Raw genomic sequence first — 24876 nt, 5'->3', positions numbered from 1 at the left:
GAATCTATAGACATATGTAAGATTTTTTTATAGAAAGTAGGAAAAGTATGACAAAGAAATCAAATCAATTTGCACTTTACATATTAATGTTTAATATGTTTATAGCGATGGCTGGAATTGGGCTAGTTGTTCCAGTTATGCCTCAATATTTAGAAACGTTTGGTGTAGCGGGTCAAGCACTTGGATTTATTGTCGCTTCCTTTGCTTTAGGCCAATTTTTATTTTCTCCTATAGCGGGAGATTTATCCGATTCATTTGGACGTAAAAAATTAATTATAGTAGGTTTAGTAGTCTTCTCTGCCTCTCAATTATGGTTTGGATTGGCAACTCATGAATGGATGCTTTATGCTGCACGTTTTGTTAGCGGAATTGGGGGAGCTTTTTTAATTCCGGCAACGATGGCATTTGTTGCAGACATAACATCATTTGAAGACCGTGGAAAAGGGATGGGACTATTAGGCGCTTCCATGTCACTTGGATTCATGATTGGACCCGCTTTAGGTGGATTTTTAGCGAAAGTTAGCTTAACTTTCCCATTCTATATGGCTGCTCTAGCAGCAATTATTTCTGCTGTTGTCTCATTCATCATATTGCCGGATATTAAAAATGTTGTCTCCGCAAATCCTTTAGAAAAGAAAAAACGAGAAAACATATTAATTCAAATGAAAAACTCAGTTAAAACACCTTATTTTATGATGTTAATCATCATCTTTGTTTTCTCATTTGGTATCGCCAATTTCCAAACGACCTTCTCTTTATACGTGGATCATAAATACAATTACACACCACAAGATATCGCAGTAGTTCTAACAGTCGGTGGATTCATTGGAGTACTCATTCAAACACTTGTCGTCTCTAAGTTATTTAAACGGTTTGGTGAATTGAATGTAATCTTGGTAAGCTTAGTAGTTGCAGCGTTGTCATTCTTGCTATTTTTCGTTGTAGATGGATACTGGCTAATATTAGTAGTAGCTTCTATTTTCTCAACAGCAACTACACTTATTCGACCAGCTGTAAACACGGTTGTATCCAAGCTAGCTGGGCATGAGCAGGGATTTGCTGCTGGTATGAATAATGCCTATATGAGTTTAGGAAATATGATTGGGCCAGCATTAGCAGGAATACTTTTTGATATAAATATTAACATTCCATTTGTTATAGGCTCGATTATTTTACTATTCTCTTGGGGTATAACGCTTGTTTGGATTAAAAAGAAAAAACCGATTATATAATAACAATAGAGCATAGCGTCCATTAAGTGAAATACCTGTTTTGTATCGTTTTCGGAGGTCTTTGGACAGACTTATTGCTATATCATTACCGATTGATTTTTAAGAGAGGCTGGTCTTGACTGACGTCACGACCAGCCTCTCTTTTCTCGGTAATCTTATGGCGTTTGTCCGTCCGTCGCCCTCCTTCAACAGTACGAATAAGTTTAAGATCTTTTTGGATAATGAGTGAAAAGATGCTTTCCAACTCATAAAGCTTCAGAGGAGGACAGTCTAAGTTCGCGACTTAATGGTGCTCCTGCGCAAAGCTCGTCGCAAAATAAAAGAACATTTCGCAACGACTGTCTGACCCGCATCGTGCGGGCCTCCGAAAATACAATTTCGGGTGCTCTAGTGTTCCTCTATACAATAGATACTAACTATTTTTTGGTCATATACTCTTTTACCAGTAGAAGAAAATTAGCAGAAATGCTCTTCTTAAAGATTCTTGCTAGCTGACAGGTCCATCCTCTACCTTACCTTGTATACAATCCACTGCATTTTCCTATCGGTCAAAGTACCAGTGACTTTACTTTATGCACTCCAAAACTATATACTTCCTTATCTTTTAGTTGTCCTTTCTTTTATGATTGATTTGAAAACATTTACTTGATTGTAGTGGAAGGTGGCGACTCCAGCGGGATGAGTGAGAAAGATGAGACATCACAACGGACGCTTTAGCGGCGGTGATGGCTCATCACTCACCCAGCGGAAAGCGTAGGCCTGGAACGGAAATCAACAGTAGTATTGAATCGATCTTTTTCTCCAAAATATCTGAAACACTGGATTTATGGATCGGAAAATTATATACTTTCTTATTCTTTTAAAAAAGCGCAAGTGCCCTTTAAGTGCAATACCTGTTCGCAGACGTTTCCGGATTGCTTTGGAATGGACTTTAGCTACATCCTAATCTTTTAAGAAAAGAGCAAGCATCCTGTAAAAGCCAAACTGTTCGCTCTCTTTTTCGAGGAGATTTGGGCTGTGTCATAACATGAAAAGCTGCTAGTGAATTTCTGGACTGCCCTATAAATGTTAGTTAGTGTCTAACATTTATGGGGCAGTTCACTTCTCACTAGCAGCTTTTTAACGATTCTTTTTGCCTTTTACGAGTTTTTCTACATTGCTTGTTACATCTGTGTTAGCACTAATTTCTTTTTTCCGGTTCATTTGAGAAAATGGAGCAAGCAATTGTCTAAACCCAAATCTTCTGATCGTGATATCCATGAAGAACAATATTATTGCAGCGAGTATAAGGAACTGCTGAATCGATTGTTTTTCAGAACTTTTTAAATCGATTGTTCGGAATGCTTCAGAAGGTTCGGTAAGCATCTTTCCACCTGTCCGACTAGCGATCATCTCCAAATTTCCTGTGTTCGGCTTTTGGACTTTATATTCTTCGCTATATGGAATGGAAATACCTGCTTGATACACCGCCTCTTGCTCATTTGATACTCGGAAAAACACTAGTCCTGGTTCACTATCAACAGTCACTCTCGATTTGCCTGGTGCAAGCGGCTCTGACAATACTGGTAGCTCTTCTCCTTTTTCATTAACCGCAGCTATTTCAATAAAAGAAGATTTCCCCGAAGGATCCGTTACTGTATAACTGCCGTCACTAGCCTTTTGAATCGTAAAAGGAACTTCACTATATGCTGGTAGAAGTCTTGAAATAGCAGTGTTCCAAAGGTCTCCCCAATTACTCCATCTAGCGAAATCTCCACTCCACTCTCCAGTAGAATCAGAGGTAAAGGCAATCGTTCTTCCTAATCCATACATCCATTCCGCTAGTACAGGATCTTCCTTCTCACTTTCGGCAATTACTGTAGCAGTTTGCTTAGGAGTCGTTGCAATATATGCATTCATTTGTGGTACCCCGTCTGCAAATAAACTGGTCCAAGTTGCATCACCATAAATGATCGGATAGAAAGGATTATCTTCAATATATGTTCTAGAAATCATTGCTGTTTCCGTCGACATGATAGCAGGAATGGTCGATTCATCTTCCACCTCGTAAAAGGTACCTCCACCCATTTCAGCTAAACTTTCCAGTAGTGCTCTATCCGCATCTTGCCCCACTGCAACAGTCGACACCGTAATTAAATTCTCAGCTCCCTCTTCGATTAACGTTTGATAGTCATTACTAGTAGAAGACTGACCGTCTGTTAGTAAAATGATATGCTTTCTTTGAAGCTTTAATGGAGCTAAACGTTCATATGCGAGAGCCAGACCAGAATAAATTTCCGTTCCTCCACCGGATCCTACAGATAAAATACTCTCCACTGCAGCATCCCTATTGGAAAGGGGTTCTGCTTCGATAATTTCCCAAGGACGATCATCAAAAGCTATAAATCCAAGTGTATCCTCGTCACGAAGCATCTCTACAGAACGTGCAGCTGCTTCTTTCGCATATTCTAATTTAGAACCACTCATACTGCCTGAACGATCCATCACAATAATTAACCCTAGAGATGGTAACTGTTGTTTCCCTTTGATTTCCATTTCAACCGGTAATAGCTTTTCAATTGGAGTTTTGAAATATCCCCCTAAGCCAAAGCTATTTTTACCTCCAACCATCATAAAGCCAACACCGAAATTTTTCACAGCTTGTTCAATAACTGTCATTTTCTGCTCCCCAACTGCGTGCCCAGGGACATTGTCAAAAATAATAGCATCATAGGCTAAATAATTGGATAGATCATAAGGTAGTGCAATTGCGTCTATTACGTCAGTTGTTATTGCTTCTTGATCAATAACCGTTGGAATATTAGAATGGCTTCCTTCGTTTGTGACAACTAACAGTCTTGGAGAGCTTTCTACATTCGTCACGCTCGTCAATTTATTATTTTCAATTAAGCCATCATCAGGAACTATCACCTGAACTTGATACTTTAATAGTCCTTCACCTTTAGAAGCATTTCGGAAAGTAAAGCTATTAGTTCCTTTTTCTAATGTAATTTGTTCTCGTGACAATAATTGGTCATTTTGATAAAGAAGCAGCTCTCCTTTAGTATCCTTAGTTGCTTCTAATTTAACATTAAGCTGCTGTTGTTCTCCTTCAAAAGCAACTGGCGGAGTTTCAAAAGACGTGACAGCAACATCTTCCGAAGCTACTCTTTCTAGCTGTACAACATCTATTGTGACATTTCCCCCAGCAACTTTCACTAACTCATCTGCCACGGATCCACTTGTTTCTAATCCATCCGTGAACAGAACTATTCTTGTCGCTTTGTTAGGATCTACTATACCTGTAGATAGTTGTAAAGCTCTTGCTATATCCGTATTTCCAGGTGACTTCATCGGTGTAAATACCGGTAAATTTACTTCTTCAGCAGTTAACGCAACTTCCGATTGAAAATCTTCTGCAAATGTATATACCCCTACAACATGTGAATTTTTTCGAGAAGATAGACTCTCTTCAATCCATTCCGTCACTTGTTGCTCAGTGCCTTGGACAGAAGCTGAACGGTCCACTAAAAAGAGAACTTGTTCTTCTTTAATGGGTAATAAAAGATAAGGATTTGTTAAACCAAGAACTAAGCAGAAAACAGCAACAAGTCGAAGAAAAAATACTACTTTTCCTTCTCTTCGAAAAATCTTTTTATCTTTTCTCCAAGTCCACATAAAATAAATAACAATTGGAATAAGTATTAAAAGCCATAGCGGTTGGTCAACTCGTAAATCCACGTCGTCTTTGCACCTCCCACTCCATAACAAACAATAACAATAATAGTACTAGAATATAAGGGACAAACGATTGCTGATCATAATTTTCTAGCTGATCTATCTGTTGTCCACTTAATTGATAAGTAGCTCCTTTTGCAATTTCTTTTTCCTTTTGAGATAAAGCAACTGCAAAGTTCTTTTCTATGTCGTTCGAACGAAGCACATATAACCCTGGCTTCTTCGGTGCAACAAAAGCTCCACCGTTTTCAATGGAACATTCATAAGAATCATCCATTGTGTAAATTTCCCATTCATTTAATGCACTTCCAAGTGACTGTGGCTTTCGCTCATTTGGTGAAAAAGTTCCTATATACGTATTTCCGGCGGACAGTTGTTCCTTCACACTCCACATGAATAAGGGAAATGAAGGACTTAGTGGCCAATCTGTCATTTGAATATCGGAAAGAATGATAATATCTCCACGCGGGGATACCTGTATAAACGGCTCTTCACCTACTGTCGCAATGGTAGTATATCCATCGATCGGTGGGTATACGGCACTTACATAAATATCCGATAAATTAGCAAATGAAAAAAGCGGATGTTCAGTAGTTTGAACGACTCCATTTATCTCTTTTGCAGAAACGTCATTTCTACCAATAAATAAGGAGGCACTTTCTAATTGTTCAATTAAACCGAATTGATTCGTTACGATTATGCCTTCTTCCTTCAATAAACCCACTTGTTCAGCTGGTACACTGCTCACTTCTATATCCATCGATTGAAATGCAGTACGAACAAGTGCATGCATAGAACTGTCCACAAACACTTTGGATAATTGATCCTGCATAAATACAGTCATCGAATTATCTAAAGCATATTGATCCTGAACATCTAAAGATGCTTTTAAATAAGAAGATTCTATCATTTCATCGAAGGATAACGTAACCGTTTCATTTGGTGGTATTGTCACATCTTCTTTCACTAATTCTTTCTGCTCGTTTGAAAGACTTAGAGTGGTTACTTGTTCCTTGTTCGACTGATTTTCTAGTTGAATGAGAGCTGAAATTCCATTACTCGTTTTCGTTGCACCAAAACGTTTAATAGACGTATTGGTTACTTCCGATGTTTGCCCTTCCACATTCCAACTAACATTTTCATATTGTAAAGGCAACGACTGTCTATCTAACTCATCTGTAAAAACATATACGGAGCTAGCCTTTTTTTGGAAAAAGGATTGGGCAAAATCTAATGACTTCGACATATTTTCGTCTTCATAGCTTACTTCTAATTTATTTATCTCACTTTTAATAAGATTAAGATTCGTTTCTTGGCGCAGAAGAACAGCTGGTTGATTTCCCGTAGTAATCACTGTTAATGGCTTTCCTGATAATTGATCCACAAGACTTAGCATCTCTATTTTATGCTGTTCAAAAAGCGTAGTATCATTTGTATTTACTTCCATTGTTGCAGAAGTATCTACGATGAAGATTACTTGTTCCCCAGCAAGCGCTTTCGTTTTCCAAAACGGCTGAAGTAAAGCAATAACAAGTAATATCATTGCAAGCATTTGTAAATAAAATAAAGCATTGCGCTGTAAATGCTGCAAATAAGGGGATGCTTTCGTTTCTTTCATCACTTCCTGCCAAAAAAGTGTAGAAGAAACAGACTGCTTCGTATATTTTTTTCGAAAGAAATAATAAAGCAATACAGCTATTGGAAATATCGCTGTCCATAAAAATAATAGTTGATTAAACCCCAAATATTCTCACCTCACTGCACCCAATTTGCACGTAAAAGCTGATGAAATAATACATGTGAAATCCCATCTTCTGCATTTACTTGAACCATTTTCGCTCCAAATTTACTACATAATAATTCAAGGCCTCTTTGATGTAGTTTTCTTTCTTGCTCATATGTTTCCAGTACGCGAGAAGACATCGATACATTTAACTGATGTGATGTCTCTACATCTTCAAGTTGGACATCTCCTGTATATGATGGTGCAAGCTCGTCACTTGTAACAATCTGCAAAATGCGAATATCACCAGCAAACTTTGGTAGCTTTTGAAGTAACCTCTCCCACGACTCAAGACTTTCTAAGCAATCTGAAATAACAAATAATACAGTACTATCTTTTGGTAAAAAAATAGGGGCATTTTCAGCAAAAGACTGTACCATAGTTGGTTCCTTTAAATCAGAAACAGTCTGTGTAAATGCTTTTCGATAAGTTGCTCCCTTCCGTCGAAATGGTGGTTTCTTTTCAGTTGTTACGGCTGAAAATGTTAAACGATCATCTCTTTGTAGTACAAGAATCCCCAGAGAAACAGCTAGCTGTTTGGCAAATGTCCATTTCAATGGATCTCCCATTGATTTTGTTGAATCTAGCAATATATGAACTCGCATTTCCTGTTCGTCTAAAAATCGTTTAATAAAATACTTATCTGTTCGAGCATATACATTCCAATCTATTTGACGAACATCATCACCTGGAGCATATTCTCGGAAATCCGAAAAATCGAGAGAAGCACCAAAACGTGCGGAACGATGTGACCCTTTATGTTGACCACGTAACTTTGATCTTGTCGAGATGGAAAGCCGACTCAGTTTACCTGCCCAATCCTTTGGTACTAATTGATCTGTACTCATACGGTTTGTCCTTGCTTAATCGTTTGTAATACAAGATCTAAGAGTTCATCTGCTGTTTTACCTTCTGCTTCTCCTTCGTAATTAAGTAATAAACGATGTCTAAGTACAGGCTTAGCAACTGATTTAATATCTGCAATAGAGACATGATAACGTCCCGCAACTAGCGCACGTGCTTTCGCGAGCTTGATAAGACTTTGTAAACCTCGAGGTCCACTTCCATACTGAACGTACTTTGCAATTTCAGGAATTACTGCCGCCTCTGGATGGGTCGCGGCAATAATATCTACGGCATACTCCAGCATTTCATCTGCAATTAGAACTTCTTTCACCATTTGCTGTGCGTGTACAATTTCTTCCGCATTCATTATTTTATTTAACTCAATGGTTTGACCGCCCGTTGTTCGCTTTGTAATTTCCATAAGCTCTTCTTTGGAAGGATAAGAGACCAAAATTTTGCACAAAAAACGGTCCATTTGAGCTTCGGGTAATGGATATGTTCCTTCCATTTCAATGGGGTTTTGAGTAGCAAGTACAAAGAATGGTCTATCCATTTGTTTCGTTTCACCTAGTACAGTTACCGTTTTTTCTCCCATTGCCTCTAATAGAGCACTTTGTGTTTTTGGTGTTGCTCGGTTAATCTCATCCGCTAAAACCATTTGGCTAAAAATAGGTCCTTTTTGAAAGGTGAATTGCTGCTTACCATTTTCTAAACGTTCAATCGTACTTGTTCCCGTAATATCAGATGGCATTAAATCAGGGGTGAACTGAATTCGCGAAAAAGATAGATCCAAAACTTCTGAAACTGTTCGAATAAGCATGGTTTTACCAAGTCCAGGCAAACCCTCTAATAGTGCATGCCCATCTGCTAAAACGCAGTAAATGGAAAACTCCACCGCTTCTTTTTGACCCACGATGAAATTCCCAATCTCTGCACGTACTTCATCTAACTGTTTACTTATATTTACATAATCTTCTGTTGTGAAAGTCATTAGTTTCCTCCATTATTCGCTATTTTCAACTGATGAAAAGTAATCTTGCACAATTCGCTGCAGGTCAGACGGTAATTGCATACGCTCTGAACTCTTTATATACGATTCTGAATATTCATTAACAACTTCTTCATATGGTCTTGCAGAACCACGAGTAACAGGTCCTTCTGCTGGTTGCTCACTTGCAGATGTTCCATCTCCAAGCTCTCCTCCATCTACGCTAGTTTCAGAAGTTCCACCAACTCTTGTTGGAATCGAAAGGAGATTTCTTCCACCAGAGCCGGTTCCTGCCCCTGAACCTTGACCTTGACCTTGGCCTTGACCCTGGCCTTGACCTTGGCCTTGACCTTGGCCTTGACCTTGGCCTTGGCCTTGGCCTTGACCCTGACCTTGACCTTGGCCTTGACCTTGGCCTTGACCTTGACCTTGGCCTTGACCTTGGCCTTGACCCTGGCCTTGATTGTTTTGTCCAGCACTTTGATTTTGACTGGAGCCTTGTTGGTTTCCTTTTCCTGTATTGCTTGCATTACTTTTATTATTACTATTATTATTGGTGTTAGTCGAGTTTCCTTGTGCTACTGCACTAGCGTTATATGGCAGGGATTTACCCATCTTGCTTAAAGCAGTCTGAGTAGAAGCAGCACTTTTCGCCAATGTATTATTTACATCTTCTAAAGAGGCTAATTCTTTTTGTTCATCTGCTGTTAAAGACGATTCAGTCGATCCCTCTTGTTCCGTTAGTTCTTTCTTCTTTTCAAGCTTTTGTTCTTTTAAAGCCAATTCTTTTTGTTTTTTCACTACTTCACGTAACGCTTCCTCTGCAGTATCTACTTCTTTTAGCTTTTCTTTTAAATCCTTCAAGTCTTTTTTTACGGACTTCGCTAATTCTTTTTTCTCAAGTTTTTCTATTTCTTTTTTCATTTCTTTTACAACTCGATCTTCTTTTTCCATATCCTTTGCTTCTAATTGTGTTGCTGCTGGAAAAGCATACAGTACTAAAACTGCCGCTAGTGCAAGAACAAATCCTAGAAGCCATTTAGGCTGGAAATAGTGTTTTTCTCGTTGTTTAAATTTCTCAAATGCTTTCTCACAGCCCAGTTCTGCCTTTGCTAATAAACCTTTAATAAGCATAGATTTTTCGTTAAGAAATGATACTGCAGAAATTAATAAATTATCATGGAAAAAGGAATCTAGTTTATGAAGTGCCGCTTCTTTGGAAGGTCGTCTCCAAAATGCGTATACAAAAACTGCTACAAAAACAATACCTCCAACAATAACTGCGGTTCGGATATAGTATGGAAATACAAATAAGCGAGAAACAAATAGAATAGACGCAGCAGAAGTGAATCCGTAAAACAAAGCAGCTTGGAGCATTCTACTGTAGTGCTCTACTGTAAGTCTACGTCTAGCTTTATGGACGAAACGAATTAGCTTATGTTGGCTATTCATCTATAATTCCTCCTCATTTTTTACGTTTCATATTCACACGTAATTTTTTTACAGCAATAAATACAGATAGAATAGTTATACAAACATAAAAAATTGTATATCCAGCCCAAATTGGAAATTCCACCTTTGTAGATTGTGTAATAAAATCATCCGACCCTGGAGTGATAAGCGTAAGCATTAAAACAATCGGATTAATACTTGCAAAAAAGTGACCAATTGGTGAGGAAGTTAGTGTACCTGTTGCCATAGAATTCATTCCAGTAATGACAAGATAAATAAAACCAGTAACCGCAGTTAGAAATATCATTGTTCCATACGTTGCAATCATCGAAACGATCGTTTTACGAATAATTGTTGAATACATAATTCCTATTCCACCAATGGCAAGCATAGTTAAAAAGAAGAATAAGAAAATGATGCCTAGCTGTCCTGGAGATACTCCTCCAAAAAGAAAAACTAAACTGTAGATTGGTAATCCTGCGACTAATAACAAGAGAAGAAAAGCAATAGACGATGTTAACTTCCCAATAATGATTTGAAAGGAAGTCTGAGATGTAGTTAATAATATATTTAACGTTTGCTTTTCTCTCTCGGAACTAATGGCACCTGCTGTTAGCCCAGGAGTAATAAAGACAATAAGACCTAACTGAATATATGTCAGCATAGAGAACATGAAAAAGCTTTCTTCTGGTCGAAAATAACCTGTACCTGTGAAGGAAGTGGTCAACATAATAAAGCCGAAAACAAAGATAGACATTGCAAGTAAATAAAAGAGAATTCCAGTAAAGCTTTTTAGGGAACGAAAGCGTAATTTAATTTCTTTTACTAATACTGGATTTGAAAATGCTTGCTTCATCTTATTTCGCCCCCTTTGTAATTTCCATAAAGACATCTTCAAGGTTCGTTTCTGTCTCCGAGAAGGAAATAATTCTTAGTTGTTGGTCTAAAGCTTTTTTCAACAAATTAATTTGATCTTCTTCGGAACCTCGATAATTAAATATAATGGAACTTTTCTCTTCATGTATTTCCACTTTTGAAGCAAAGGGATCTTCTTCAAAAAACGTTGCAGCATTCTCCAACAATCCTTTAACCCTCACCGTAATTTGTTTTTCCCCTGCAAGTTGTGCTTGAATTTCAGCAACCGAGCCGTGCGCAATCAATTTACCCCCATCAATTACTCCAATTTCATCACACATTTCAGCAAGCTCTGGCAATATATGCGAAGAAATTAAAATTGTTTTCCCCATATTTTTTAGTTGTCTTAGGATATCTCTCATTTCCACACGAGCACGCGGATCAAGTCCCGAAGCAGGTTCATCCAGTATCAACACTTTAGGATCATGAATAAGTGCACGCGCTAAACATAAACGTTGTTTCATCCCCCTTGATAATAGATCTACGTAGTCATAACGTTTATGCGTTAGGTTAACCAACTCTAGTAGTTGGGGAATCAGAATTTGTCTCTCAGCCTCTGGAATTCCATAGCTTGCGCCGTAAAAATCTAAATACTCATTTGCTTTTAGTTGATCATAGACCCCGAAAAAGTCAGGCATATAACCTATTTGTTTCCGTACTTCATGCGGTTCGGTTTTGACACTTTTCCCATTCACATATGCCTCTCCAGAAGTTGGTTGTAGCAGTGTAGCTAATATAGAAAAAGTTGTCGATTTCCCTGCTCCATTTGCCCCCACAAATCCAAATACAGTTCCTTCTTGTAGGCTAAGGTTTAAATCATTTAAAGCATAAAAAGAACCGTATTTTTTTGTTAACCCTTTAATCTCTATCATTTCTGAACCTCCCCTTTTAAGCGAACCTCTGGAAGTCTTGTATACGGATCACCTTGAGCTGATTTTTTGATTAATTTGTAATATACTTCCCCGGAATCATTAATATAATTTTGAATGTTTTCGGAAATTGTAAATCTACTTTCTTCTATTGGTTCAAAAGCTTCGGTTTCCATATTCCAAATTTCAATTGTTTGAGAATTTCGATCGGTATTCGCTATTTGTAATTGTGTCCACATTACTTTATTAGTAGGAATGGTATCAGGTATTTTCCAATAGATGTTATATTCACCATCATCTAAATACCATTCTAAATTGCTATTTTGCACTGGTTCCATATACTTTCCAAATTCATTTGTATTAACATTTACCGTAAACGTTGTAGCTGGTAGCACAAAATCACCTGCAAAAATCGTTTCAGCTTTGAACGGCTGAATAATTAAATGGAGAGCAGACATCTCCACTTTTTTGTCCTTTAATTCGATTGGAATTAGATTGTCCTCTGCAAAGGCCGTAATTGCTGGACTACTACCTAATTGATTGAACATTTGACTAGAAGAATATAAGGATTGCTTTCTTTGTTCAGTCAAATCAATTTGATTTCCAATGTTCATGCCGTAGTTTCTATTAATATATGGATTGGAGGCTGGTGTTAACATAACAGTTCCTAAGTCTTTATTCACTTCTAGCTGTTCACCAGGCTGAAGATCACCTAACTTGATGAGTTTGCTTCCAGACCAAACAGAAACTTCTTTCAGAGCAAATGGAAAGTTATTCTTTACTGTTCCAATTAATTTACTCGCATCTACTCGAAGGTCTACTTCAAAATTCCCCACGTCTTTCAGATGTGTATCACCAAAGAAATTCGAGACAGACCAGTAACCTACATCTCTGAACGTTAATTCACTATTGGAAGCATGTTTTTCAATAATAGTTTTTTCATGTACATTCATATTCTGACCATTAAATGAATTGTTATTTCTTTGGGCAACCATTGTAGTGGATGTTGGTGCAACAAATGAGAATTCCCCGCTTTTATTACTTAATAAAGATTCAGCATAATAACCACTTAAACTATTATCCTCATTAACATATAAGAAGGAGGATTGTTGTACTTGTGGACGTGCAATACGATCCTTCGCTCCGTACCCGAAAATAGCAGCGGATGCAATAATAGCGGTAAGTGGAATAATACCCCACGCGTACTCTCGTTTGTCTTTTCTTTTCAATAAAAGGTATAAGAGCGGTCCTACTAGTATCATATAAATTAACACAATACTAATCATTAAAGGAGTTGATACTTTGAATGAGCTAAATAATGAGTTTGTGTTTCCTACTTCATACACTAGTTGATCCTTTCCATTGTAGCCATACATCATATTATTAGATGTATTTTGTGCTTTTACGGACTGTACAATTGTAGTCATCAAGTCACTATAGACAGGGTCTTTTGATAAGGGTTCATCACCAAGAGAAAAGGTTGTTTGAATAATAGCACCTTTACCTAATTGTTTCTTTGCGGCTATTATTGTTCCATCTATATTAAATGACGGTGTTGCTCCCTCATTTAAAGATGCATCATACACTGTTAAAGCATTGGACAATGGGTTATTTGCAGTCAAACCAAGTACTTTTTCAGGAGATAAAGATTGGGTACTTGTTTGAAGAGTTAGTGGTAAGTATTCTCCTAACTTGCCTAATTCCACTTTTGTATTGTCAGAGGCCCCAACTACAATAAAGCCTCCTGCACTAACATAGTCAACAAGCGCTTGTTGTTGTTGCTCTTCTAAATCTGCAAGGACAAATTCATCAATGACAATATAGTCTGCCATTTGCCAAGCTTCAGCCTCTGTTGGGAGCGGAAAGTTACTCAGTTGAGCTACATGAATCACTTGGTTACCTATTTGATTTTGTTGTTTTATTTGGCTTAATACTTTTAACCTGTCAGCACTATTGGTGAAAGATAAATAAAATATAGATGATGGATCATTAAAGCTTACTCTTAAATTTTTAGTGCCTTTAAAATCAATGGACTTTCCTTTTTCCCAACCACCTTCGTAAAAGTGAATCATTTGAAATGTAGACCCTTGATACATATAGTCTTCGGACATTCCAGACGCTGCAACCTGAATTGTCTTTGTCTCTCCCGCACCAATTTCAAATGGGATCGCTTGTGCATTTCCAAGATTGTAGGATTCCAAAATATCTAATACGATGTCTCCTGAAAAGGCGTCCCCTTTATTCTCAACGGTAATGGTAATTGGCAGCCCTTTCCCATATTTCGCTTTACCATTAAATCCAGCATTTGCTTTTACTTGTAGGTTAGGTGCAGCCGAGGCTTCAATTGTTGGTAATAGCAAAAAATAGATAAAGAGTGCAGAAATAACCAATGTAATTTTTTGGATACGCATTTAATTTCCCCCTTTTTATGTATATCTATTAGTACGTTTATCGCAGATGGAAGTTCCTTATTGAAACTTTTTTGCATGTTCTTTTACAATTGTGACAAAAGCTTCTACTTGTGGAAGGTCAAATGCAGCATCATAACCAATAAGCCAAGTGTCTCTCGTTAACTCAAACTGCTCTTCATCGTTCGTCAAAGGTATCTTCTGCACGTCCTCATGACCAGTCAATGTAATGGAAGGAAGTATCGCGTATCCAATACCATTTAAAGCCATTTGTTTACATGTCTCAATTTGATCTACGATTATTTGTCTCTTTGGATTAATCGAAAAATGTTTTTGCCACCATTGCTGAATTTCTTGATAATAGTTAGAATCACTTTTAAATTGAATAAATGGTTTCTCTGTTGTTAAAACATCGCTAACCGAGGTCATCTCTTTATCCACAAGGTAAAGTGTATCTCTGAATAAATGAATTTTATTTCCTTTCCAATCTGTTTGTCCACGTACAATTCCAATCTGTGCCTCTCCATCGTATATGGATTTTACAATTTCTGAACTCCAGCCTGTAAGAAGGGAAATCTTTGCTTCCGGATACGTTTGTACGAAATCTTTCAAAACTTTCGGCAGCCAATTATGACCAACGATGGAAGCACAAGCAATTTTTAACGTTCCATGTACTTTAGAGGTTAACGACTGAATCGCCTCATATACTTCTTCTTTCTGCTGAAGCATATTTACAGCATACTCGATTACAAGTTCTCCTTCTGGTGTTGGGGTTAACCCTTTCTGAGATCGTAAAAATAGTTTTGTCTGCCATTCTTTCTCAATGGTTTGAAGACGTAGAGAGAGAGCTGGTTGAGAAAGGAATAATCTCTCTGCTGCTTTTCGCATATTTTGTTCTTCTGCTAATACTTTAATAATGAGAAAATCTGATGTCATTTTTAAACCTCTTTCTTTTTAGGTAGTCCAAATACTAATACAAAACTAATTATTGCGAAGATAAAAGATGCAATAAATACTCCATGGAGAGCATACTCTAGTCCTTTTTGCAAAAATGATAGCTGCTCCATAGAGAATAGTTTTCGTTCATCTGCATCAAGCAACTGATTTACGTTACTTAATTCAAATGTGGATGAATGAATACTTAAATATCTGCTAATTGTTTTATTTACTATGACTCCAAGCAAAGCCGCTCCAAACATATTCCCGAAATTACGCATAAATAAATTACTGGCTGTTGCAACGCCCCTCCATTCATGCGTGACTGCTTCTTGAATCGTTACAATGAAGGATGTACTTGTAAGTCCCATACCAATACCAATGCAAAAACTACATACTGCAATTATAATCGGATGAAGTAAAGGATAAATGAAAATAAAAGAAAAAGTTCCAATCATTAAAAATATTGTCCCTATAAACGAAAGTTTGGATGCTCCATATTTGGGAAGTAAACGGCCTGCTGCCGTTGACGCAAGAGGCCAGCCAATAGATACAGCAGTTAATGTAAATCCAGCAACAATTGCTTTTTGCTCCATTACACCAGTTACATACATTGGTAAATAACTGGATAAGCCTATTAAAATTACACCGGTAGAAAATGAAATTAGATTGGCGAACAAGATTATTTTATTTTTCCATATTACCATTGGCATAAATGGTTCCATTGCTTTTCTTTCGACTTTAAGAAAAATGATACATCCAATCATCACTACACCCAGTAAACTAAAACTTACTAAAGATATCCAAGGAAAAGATTGTCCTCCTTCTACTAACCAAAATAGTAAAGAAGACAGGATAACCGTCATTAGCAAAGCCCCTTTATAATCAACTACTGGCTTCTTGCTTGAAACAGGCTCATGCAAAAATAGAACTATTCCAAGCATCGCAATAAGACCTAGTGGAATATTCACCCAAAATACAAACTCCCACCCGACTGTTTCTACTAATATCCCACCTATAGCAGGTCCAGAAACAGCGGATATCCCCCAAACACTTGCTAAATAACCCTGTATTTTTGCGCGTTCATCTCCTTGATAAATGTCTCCTATAATAATGGTCGCAATTGGTTGTACTGCTCCAGCACCTAACCCTTGTATTAAGCGGTAAACAATTAATTGCTCCATCGAGGTAGCGAAACCACATAGGAATGAACCGATTAAAAATAATGTAACGCCAATAAAAAATATTATTTTCCTTCCAAATAAATCAGCTAGCTTCCCATAAATTAAAACGGTTATTGTGCTCATTAATAAATAAGCTGAAAATACCCAACTATATCGAGAAAAGCCACCTAAGTCAGATGTTATACTGGGCATAGCTGTTGCAATGATAGTCGCTTCGACGGCTCCCATAAACATCGCAAGCATCACCGCTACTAATACAAAAGGTCTTTTTGTTGCTTTACTCTTCAAAACTCCCCCCCCATTTCCTAATAAAAGAATGGTCGCAACAAGATATATAAGGACTGCGTAGCCAAAATTGCATCTTAGGTCCACACGGCGTGGATCATGCTCCTGCGCACAGCCGTATAAGTCCATAAATTGAAGCAGGTGTAGAAAAACGAGTCTTTTTCTACACCTGTTTTTTGTATACTTTTTATTCAACATACCAGGATCGTGATTTCTGAGTGGGAGGCTGTCCTAAAGTTATTTAGAGACTGATAGTTGGTCCCTTTTCCAATGTATTGATTTCCGTTCCAGACGGACGCTTTCCGCGGGCATGGCTTCAGTCTCCTCAGGCCAACAGGATGTTGGTCACGAAGGCGTTGCCACACGAGGTGGCGTTCTTAGCCTTCGTTCCTTTGTTCGCTTCTGCGGGGCCTTCAGCTCATGCACCTGCCGCTTCGCTTTCGGTGCAGAAAACATCTGCTATTCCCGCTGGAGTCGCCGTCTTTCACTATAATCAATTGCATACAAAAAAATAGTAAACGATCATCTTAAAAGTTAATGGATGTAGGTACTTTTTCAAGAGAGTGCCCGAAAAGTACTGGAGTCTGGATAGTTAATGAGTAGAAGCGTATATACTTTTTTACTCTGAAAAAAAGAAGGCCTTTTAAGAGGCCTTCCCAGGTTGTCGTTACACTTGAGTTTCTTGTGATTGATATAAATACTTTTTCATTTGCTTTAAAATAACTCTTCTCGTTAATATACCTAAAAATGTTTGCTCATCATCGACTACACATACATAAGGATTGTTAACTAATAAATCTAAACCTTTTTGAAATTTTTCATTAAAATGAATGACTGGTATATCTTTTTTCATAATACTATCTACTTTTAAATCTGGTAGTCGTTCGTATTCAATATGTTCTAATCCTAATATTTCATCTGTTATTTGTTGTGTACTTATTAAACCTTGCAGTCTATATTTCACGTCTAGCACTGGAATAGAAGAGTATCCAGTTTTAGTTAATACTAATAATGCATGTTCAGCGTTATTTCCTAATTGTACGTGTGCTACTTTTTCCGCTGAAATAATGTAATCCTCAATCGGAATTTGTAAAAAATCTTTGCTGCTCACAGATATCATTGCATTCTACTCCTTTGTTTGTTTTCATGTTATGAAAACATAACGTATAAAACTATGATAGCATATGAAAGGAATAAAAACCTGTGAAATCGCTTACAAACTATTTATAATTTTTTAGAATGGAAATTGATTTAACCACTGACCTCCGTCTAATGTTACAATTTCTCCATTCATATAGGAAGCTTTATCAGATAAAATAAATGCAGCAAGCTCTGCAATTTCTTCTGGTTTACCAAGGCGACCTAATGGAATGGATTGAATGGTTCGTTTTGCTGCTTCCTCCGATTCCCAGAGTTTCCCTGCTCCACCTGTTCGCTCAATTGGGCCAGGAGCAATACCATTCACTCGAATACCGTATTTAGTTCCCCACTCGACCGCTAAAGTCCTAGTTAGTGACATAACTCCCGCTTTCGCAGCTGCAGAATGAACTACGCCCACCCCTGCTCCCCATGCATAAGTTACAAGCATATTCAAAATAGATCCTTTCGTTCCTTTACTGATCCAATAATTCCCTACCGCATTGGAACAGTAAAAAGATCCATTTAAAACTATATCAATAACAGCTTTCCAGCCATTAGGTGTAAGTTTCTCTGACTCTACAATAAAATTACCAGCTGCATTGTTTACCAAACCATCGATCTGACCATACGTTTTATCTGTAAACTCTACCATCGCTGAAACATGCTCCGGATTGCGCACATCCATTTGAAAAATGGCTATCGTATTACCATATGCTTCAATTTCTTTTTTTGCGCTTTCTAGCCTTTCTAAGTCACGACCAGTAATGACAACATTTGCTCCTTCTGAAACAAACTTCATTGCCATGTATTTTCCCATCCCATTTGAACCGCCAGTAACGATAATCGTCTTCTCTTTCAACATTAGTCAGCACCCCTTTAAAATAAATGAATATTCATTCATTTATTTTATCATAATATTAGAAAAGCTCAAGCGCCCTCTAAGTACAAAACCTGTTTTGTATCGTTTTCGTAGGTCTTTGGACAGACTTATTGCTATATCACTACCGATTGATTTTTAGAGAGGCTGGTCGTGACTGACGTCACGACCAGCCTCTCTTTTCTCGGTAATCTTATGGCGTTTGTCTGTCCGTCGCCCTCCTTCAACAGTACGAATAAGGTTAAGATCTTTTTGGATAATGAATGAAAAGATGCTTTCCAACTCATATAGCTTCAGAGGAGGACAGTCTATGTTCGCGACTTCATGGTGCTCCTGCGCAAAGCGCGTCGCAAAATAAAAGAACATTTCGCAACGACTGTCTGACCCGCATCGTGCGGGCCTCCGACGAGGCGGTTATAAAGATACTTCAACCTTTAGTATAAGTTTACTTTACTTTTGGAAAAGTTGAGTTTATAATATGATTCAAGAGGTGATTGTCATGAAGAAAGATTTTGGTGATTCGATATCAAATAAGGTTTATGAATATCGTGTACTTGCCAGAATGTCTCAGCAAGATTTAGCAGAGAAAGTCGGGGTTTCCAAACAAACCATCTTCGTAATGGAAAAAGGAAATTATGTTCCGACTCTGCTGTTGGCTTTTCGAATTGCCGATTTTTTTAATGTTGATGTAAACGATATTTTTACTTATGTGAAAGGAAGTGATCAAAATGAAAATTAAGTTTATCTCAGATATCCATAACGCAATTTTTCACCCTTTAAAGTCCTGGGCTGAACAATCTACGGGAAATTGGAATATTCTCATTGGAGTTGGTTTTTTACTGCTTATGGGTAGTGCAATTTTTACCTATGTATTTTATAAGAAGATTGGGCAAGACGACGAACGGACAAATAAAATCTTTTTGAAAAGCAGTTACTGTGTGCTGTGGGCAATTATTCTATGTGACTTGATTTTTCCTAAAGACTATATGTGGAACATCTTTTTCTTGTTCAAATATACGCTGGCATTTTTAGCTGGTGGAATTTACCTGGCCGTCCGATATAAAAAGGATTTTTCATAAGGAAAGGTCGAGGAGCGAAAATCGGATGAAGAGGAGGGATTGGAAATTCGGACAGCAATCAAAATTCGGCAGCCAATAACGATTGCGATTATTTTTCTTGTCGTGATAACGATGTCTGAAACATTGGAGCTATGGAACGGAAAATTATATACTTTCTTATTCTATTAAAAAAAACGTAAATCTCTAAAAGAAATCTACGTTTTTACTTTATTGAGTTAATTTCATAAATAGTACTTTGTCATAAAAATACGAACATTTATCACTTTGTTGATTGAAGCGGAGGTGGCGACTCCAGCGGGATGAGTGAGACAGATAAGACATCACAAACGATGCGTAGCGGCAGTGATGGCTTATCGCTCACCACGCGGAAAGCGTCCGCCTATAGCGGAAATCAATTATACTTTTTGCGTGTAAAATATAATTTCTTTAGTTTCCTTTAGTTTTGTTCGTGTCTTTTCATTTAGGTATGGAATTATGAAATTGATTCAATTCATATATGATTTGTTAATATCGTCTATTGGTACTGGACGACTAAAATAATAGCCCTGGGCTTTTTGACAATTTGCAGCCTTTAATATTTCCACTTGCTTATCTTTTTCTACACCTTCTGCAATAACTTCCATTCCTAAGCTATGTGCCAGTTGAATAATCGTAGTTGCAATCGCTGCATTTTTTTCATCCAATTCCATATCTTTAATAAACGACTGATCAATTTTAATTATATCAATCGGATACTTTTTCAAATAGCTTAAAGAAGAATATCCTGTTCCAAAATCATCGATAGAAATAACGATCCCAATGTCTTTCAACTCTTTTAACATGGTAAGCGTATCTTGCATATCAGTCATTGCACTCTCGGTAATTTCTACTTCTAATGAGCAAGGACTTATATTATATTTACGTATTTTATCCCGAATTTTAACAGCAAAATTTTCTTGTTTAAATTGCTGGGGTGAAATATTTACGGCAATACGAACTTCACGATAACCTTTCTCTTGCCAATATTTTAACTGTTTACAAACCTCTTCCAATACCCAATCACCAATTTGCATAATCATCCCTGATTGTTCCGCAAGTGGGATAAATTGCATTGGTGAAACATAACCAAACTTTCTATTATTCCAGCGAAGTAAGGCTTCAAAAGAGTTTATTTCACCTGTCACTAAATTAACTTGTGGCTGAAAATGAATAGAAAGCTCTTCTTTTTCTATCGCTCTTCGCAAATGAGATTCCATCAATGCTTCGTTTGGAAAAGATAAGTTCATTTGCTCCTGAAAATAACGATAATGTGCTCGTCCTCTGTCTTTTGCTACATATAAAGCTTGGTCGGCTTTAAGAAGCAACTCATCAATTTTATTACCATCATGAGGGAACATAGAGATTCCTACAGACGCAGTAACAAAGTATTCTTGATGGTCCAAATAAATGGGTTTAGAAAGCTCCATTAAAATACTTTCGGAAAACAAGCTCGTCTCTTCTCGGGATTTACCTTTTAAAATAAAAACAAATTCATCTCCACTTTGTCTATATAAATTACTCATTTTATCAATATAAAGACCAAGACGATCTGCTATTTTCTTTAATAATTCATCTCCATAGCTATAGCCAAGTGATTCATTTATAAGTTTAAATCTATCTAAGTCAATTCGCATAATGGCTATTTCACTTTGTAAGCTATTTGCTTGAATTAAATTATCACGTAAATGCTCTTTTAATGCTCTTCGATTCCATAATCCCGTTAAATGATCATGGTAAGCAAGATAAAATAATTGGTTTTGTTCATCCGTGTCTGTCATTGTATCCCGAATTATTAAATGAAAACCAGTTACTATCTCTTTATTTTGTATAGGAATCGCTTTTAAGTAAGTAGTAATATAATGACCTTTATCGTGCTGAATTAAACAATTCTGCATTTCAGTAGCATAACCACTTAAGGTTTGCTTCATCATAAGTTGGAAATTTCTTAAGGAATTTTCTTCAATCAATTTTTCGATTGGTTTCTTGACCAGCTTAACAGGATCATATCCGAAAACTTTTGAAGTCACCATATTCAAATACTGAATAATACCATTTTCATCAATAGAGAAGATAGAATCTAAATTATTGTTTACAAGTGAAAGATATTTTTCTTTCACTTCTGTTAAAACACGTTTTTCAGTTTCTTCTTCTGTCTTGTTATTCATTGTAATTCCGTACACATTATTGTATCCTTCTTCTATTAAAACAATCGAAATATCAAACACATATAGCTCATCTTCAAGTTTTAATGGGAAATTATATAGCACCTGTTGCTTTTGTTCTAAATTTGTATGAATAGGCAACTGATTCCAAATATTTTCTAATGATAAAGCTTGGGAAACTGTATTTATCTTTGCCAAAAAGTTTGTTGCAGCATTATTTAGATATATAATTGAAAACTCATTTTTCCTATTTTTCTTCAAAATACAAGTAAGTAGAAATAAATTATCTTGGATTACATCAACTAAATAATTACTAATAGCTTGCTTTGTATCTGTAGATTTGTTCATGTAGTCCTCCATTATGTAGCGCACTGAAGAATACGATACAATTTATAAATAATACTTTACCTCATTTTATCGACACAATTCTCACTTTCTTTAGATAATAAAGGTTAAAATCCTTTTGTACAATATTTTTTTGATTTGTTTACACAATTACTTGGAAAATTGGTATGATGGAGTATATAAAAAGCTTTCGTAGGAGGAATTTATCATAGCCACCAGCGTTGAAGAACTAATAGCTACTGCAATATACACCGTAAATAGACATGCTAAAACGGCAATCGACAATAAGCCGCTTTATGAACTAAAGAAATTAGCAATTCAAAAACTAATAGTAGAAAACAAAGCTAAAAAAATTGGACTTCATTTTGTTCGCAATCCGAAAAATAGTCAACAGCAATCCTCCGTATTAATACAATGTGCAGATTATTTTTTTCATATTATCCCTGTAAAAGAGGACTTTAAACAACTACAACATCTTGGGCATCTCGATGATACATATCGGAACCCCATTAGAAAAATGAATTTAAGAACTGCGAGACAAATTCTTACCGATTATATAGGACCTCAACCTATCATCAAAAAGTCCTCAAGCCAAACTACACATTTTGCTAAAAAATCTGCGCGAGTAACAAACAAACGCCCGCAAACGATGAAATCCTATTTAGATCGATAATAGATGGTTAGTCTCTCATTTATACTGGTACAACAGTTACGGTATTAAATGAGAATAGAAAATAGAAACATTCGAGAACGAAAAAAACTAGCGTGAAAAGAATTCTTTTCACGCTAGTTTTTTATAATATAAATTTATCTATTTTTAATACTAGTTCTGCAATTTCAGGTTTGCTAATTTGATCTTCCGCTCCCACTTGATCGCCTTTATGACGAAGATCATCCGTTATTAAACTACTAAAAATAAGTACTGGAAGTTTAGATAAGTGGCTATTTTCTTTTATATTTCTCGTTAAAGCATGTCCATCCATTTGAGGCATTTCAATGTCTGTCACCACTATTTGAACATGTTCCGAAATATCTGGTGACACTTTTTCTAATTGTTCTAAATAGTTAAGAGTGTCCTTTCCATTTTCGAAAAATTCCAGATTAACGTAGCCTGCTTCGTTTAATGTATCATGTAATAGCTTTCGCAGAAGTGGAGAATCTTCGGCAACGACTATTTTCTTATTGGAACGCTCTCGATGACCTAGTTTTTTGACAGAATCTACATTTATACCCGACTCCGGGTTAATATCTACAATAATTTTCTCAAAATCTAGTAAGAGGATCATTACATCATCTCGTTTAATAACACCTATTACATGAGAAGTTCCACCTTGATAAATATTGGAGGGCTTTTCTATTTGGTTCCAAGAAATCCGATGAATCTGCGTAACATTGTCAACATGGAAAACTACTCGTTGTTTATTAAATTCTGCAACTATATATTTTTCTTGCTCACTATTGATAGCTGGAAGTCCTAGAACTTTACTCATATTAACAACTGGTAATACTTCCCCACGGAGTTGAACGATACCTTCTACATGTGGATGTGCATGTGGAATATATGTGACAGCAATTGGTTGAATGATTTCTTTTACTTTAATAACATTAATTCCAAAGTTATTAGATCCTACTTGAAATTCCACTATTTCTAACTCATTTGTTCCACTTTCCAGTAATATTCCTTTATGGTCACTCACATAAATCGCCCTTTCCTTAACAACTAGAATAATCCGATTGTATCATATAGCAGTAAATAATTACTATGTCATTCGTATGTTTTTATTAAAGTCTGGGTTCCATTATTTTCGTAACCTTTTGCTATTAACTCATCGTACATAGATTTTGCCAGTTGCAATCCTGGTAATTGTAAATTCATGTTTTCAGCTTCTTCTAGGGCTATTTTCATATCTTTTACAAAATGTTTAATATAAAATCCAGGTTCGTAATTTTCGGTAATCATTCGAGGTCCTAAATTACTTAAAGACCATGATCCAGCTGCTCCAGTTGAGATAGACCGTAGGACATGTTCTAAGTCTAGTCCAGCCTTTTTCCCATAGGCAAGTGCTTCACAAACCCCAATCATCCCTGTAGCAATCGTAATTTGATTGCACATTTTCGTATGTTGACCTGCTCCAGCAGCACCTTGATATAAAATTGTTTCGCCAAAAAGATTTAATACAGGCAGCACTTGTTCAAATGTTTCTTTATCTCCTCCACACATAATGGAAAGTTTACCTAATTGCGCACCGATATCTCCACCGGAAACTGGGGCATCTAATGAGAGCATTCCTTTCTCTTTTGCTGTTATATTGATTTTTTTTGCAAGAGTTGGAGTAGACGTAGTCATATCAATTACAACTAGACCTTTGTTTTCCACAGAAAAAATACCGTTTATTCCAAAATAGATCTCTTCTACATCATGCGGATAACCTACCATTGTAAAAATAATATGTACATTTTCAGCTACATCACTTGCATGCTCTACCCAAGATGCACCTATTGTTATTAATTCCTCGGCTTTCTCTTTCGTTCTTGTATAAATAACGACTTCATGACCTGCTTTCAATAAATGCTTTACTAAACTTTTCCCCATAACACCCGTACCAATAAAACCAATTTTTAAATGCTCTGTCATTTGAA

20 protein-coding genes are annotated in these 24876 nt (G+C 36.6%); 5 read left to right on the top strand and 15 right to left on the bottom strand.

The window, feature by feature from the left end:
- The first annotated feature begins 47 nt into the window (after window positions 1-47).
- Window positions 48-1232, top strand: a complete 1185-nt coding sequence (locus MHB48_RS05270) for an MFS transporter (RefSeq protein ID WP_342600498.1) — start codon at window positions 48-50, stop codon at window positions 1230-1232.
- 1119 nt (window positions 1233-2351) lie between these two features.
- Here MHB48_RS05270 and MHB48_RS05265 read toward each other — a convergent pair.
- The 12 genes from MHB48_RS05265 to fadH form a co-directional block, all read right to left on the bottom strand.
- Window positions 2352-4952 (bottom strand): VWA domain-containing protein, encoded by a 2601-nt coding sequence (locus MHB48_RS05265; protein WP_342600497.1) that lies wholly within the window; start codon window positions 4950-4952, stop codon window positions 2352-2354.
- Window positions 4936-6693 (bottom strand): BatA and WFA domain-containing protein, encoded by a 1758-nt coding sequence (locus MHB48_RS05260; RefSeq protein WP_342600496.1) that lies wholly within the window; start codon window positions 6691-6693, stop codon window positions 4936-4938. Before MHB48_RS05260 ends, MHB48_RS05265 begins: the two co-directional genes overlap by 17 nt.
- Window positions 6694-6704: 11 nt before the next feature.
- Window positions 6705-7580, bottom strand: a complete 876-nt coding sequence (locus tag MHB48_RS05255; RefSeq protein WP_342600495.1) for a DUF58 domain-containing protein — start codon at window positions 7578-7580, stop codon at window positions 6705-6707.
- Window positions 7577-8569 (bottom strand): MoxR family ATPase, encoded by a 993-nt coding sequence (locus tag MHB48_RS05250; RefSeq protein WP_342600494.1) that lies wholly within the window; start codon window positions 8567-8569, stop codon window positions 7577-7579. Before MHB48_RS05250 ends, MHB48_RS05255 begins: the two co-directional genes overlap by 4 nt.
- Before the next feature lie 12 nt (window positions 8570-8581).
- On the bottom strand, window positions 8582-10018 hold the full coding sequence (locus tag MHB48_RS05245; RefSeq protein WP_342600493.1) for a hypothetical protein: 1437 nt from the start codon (window positions 10016-10018) through the stop codon (window positions 8582-8584).
- 13 nt (window positions 10019-10031) lie between these two features.
- Complete coding sequence (locus MHB48_RS05240; RefSeq protein WP_342600492.1) at window positions 10032-10874, bottom strand: ABC transporter permease; 843 nt, start codon at window positions 10872-10874, stop codon at window positions 10032-10034.
- Between the two features lies 1 nt (window position 10875).
- Window positions 10876-11805, bottom strand: a complete 930-nt coding sequence (locus MHB48_RS05235; RefSeq protein ID WP_342600491.1) for an ABC transporter ATP-binding protein — start codon at window positions 11803-11805, stop codon at window positions 10876-10878.
- Window positions 11802-14213 carry a hypothetical protein gene (locus MHB48_RS05230; RefSeq protein ID WP_342600490.1) on the bottom strand — a complete coding sequence of 804 codons (2412 nt, stop codon included), beginning with the start codon at window positions 14211-14213 and terminating at the stop codon, window positions 11802-11804. Before MHB48_RS05230 ends, MHB48_RS05235 begins: the two co-directional genes overlap by 4 nt.
- Window positions 14214-14270: 57 nt before the next feature.
- Entirely contained in the window at window positions 14271-15146 is an 876-nt protein-coding gene (locus MHB48_RS05225; protein ID WP_342600489.1) for a LysR family transcriptional regulator, read from the bottom strand.
- Between the two features lie 2 nt (window positions 15147-15148).
- A complete protein-coding gene (locus MHB48_RS05220; protein WP_342600488.1) occupies window positions 15149-16618 on the bottom strand; it encodes an MDR family MFS transporter in 1470 nt (489 codons plus the stop codon).
- Window positions 16619-17282: 664 nt separating this feature from the next.
- On the bottom strand, window positions 17283-17735 hold the full coding sequence (gene cbpB / locus MHB48_RS05215; protein ID WP_342600487.1) for a cyclic-di-AMP-binding protein CbpB: 453 nt from the start codon (window positions 17733-17735) through the stop codon (window positions 17283-17285).
- A gap of 114 nt (window positions 17736-17849) precedes the next feature.
- Window positions 17850-18617 carry a 2,4-dienoyl-CoA reductase gene (fadH, locus tag MHB48_RS05210; protein ID WP_342600486.1) on the bottom strand — a complete coding sequence of 256 codons (768 nt, stop codon included), beginning with the start codon at window positions 18615-18617 and terminating at the stop codon, window positions 17850-17852.
- A 514-nt stretch (window positions 18618-19131) separates the two neighbouring features.
- Here fadH and MHB48_RS05205 point away from each other — a divergent pair.
- From MHB48_RS05205 to MHB48_RS05195, 3 genes are read left to right on the top strand one after another with little or no spacing between them, the layout of a single operon-like run.
- Window positions 19132-19371 carry a helix-turn-helix transcriptional regulator gene (locus MHB48_RS05205; protein WP_342600485.1) on the top strand — a complete coding sequence of 80 codons (240 nt, stop codon included), beginning with the start codon at window positions 19132-19134 and terminating at the stop codon, window positions 19369-19371.
- On the top strand, window positions 19361-19711 hold the full coding sequence (locus tag MHB48_RS05200; RefSeq protein ID WP_342600484.1) for a DUF2178 domain-containing protein: 351 nt from the start codon (window positions 19361-19363) through the stop codon (window positions 19709-19711). Before MHB48_RS05205 ends, MHB48_RS05200 begins: the two co-directional genes overlap by 11 nt.
- 39 nt (window positions 19712-19750) lie before the next feature.
- Entirely contained in the window at window positions 19751-19879 is a 129-nt protein-coding gene (locus tag MHB48_RS05195; protein ID WP_342600483.1) for a hypothetical protein, read from the top strand.
- Window positions 19880-20196: 317 nt separating this feature from the next.
- Here the strand turns inward: MHB48_RS05195 and MHB48_RS05190 are convergent, their stop codons facing one another.
- Window positions 20197-22239, bottom strand: coding sequence for an EAL domain-containing protein (locus tag MHB48_RS05190; protein WP_342600482.1), 2043 nt, complete (start codon window positions 22237-22239; stop codon window positions 20197-20199).
- Between the two features lie 202 nt (window positions 22240-22441).
- On the opposite strand from MHB48_RS05190, the gene MHB48_RS05185 reads away from it, so the two are divergent.
- Window positions 22442-22909 carry a YkyB family protein gene (locus MHB48_RS05185; RefSeq protein WP_342601300.1) on the top strand — a complete coding sequence of 156 codons (468 nt, stop codon included), beginning with the start codon at window positions 22442-22444 and terminating at the stop codon, window positions 22907-22909.
- A 121-nt stretch (window positions 22910-23030) separates the two neighbouring features.
- Here MHB48_RS05185 and MHB48_RS05180 read toward each other — a convergent pair whose 3' ends face one another.
- Window positions 23031-23933, bottom strand: a complete 903-nt coding sequence (locus MHB48_RS05180; RefSeq protein ID WP_342600481.1) for a chemotaxis protein — start codon at window positions 23931-23933, stop codon at window positions 23031-23033.
- Between the two features lie 68 nt (window positions 23934-24001).
- Window positions 24002-24871 (bottom strand): NAD(P)-dependent oxidoreductase, encoded by an 870-nt coding sequence (locus tag MHB48_RS05175; RefSeq protein WP_342600480.1) that lies wholly within the window; start codon window positions 24869-24871, stop codon window positions 24002-24004.
- Window positions 24872-24876: the final 5 nt, after the last annotated feature.

Source organism: Psychrobacillus sp. FSL H8-0483 (assembly GCF_038637725.1).
Classification (GTDB): Bacteria; Bacillota; Bacilli; order Bacillales_A; family Planococcaceae; genus Psychrobacillus.
The sequence above is the reverse complement of the archived record's forward strand: the minus strand, read 5'-3'. Positions and strand labels throughout refer to the sequence as shown.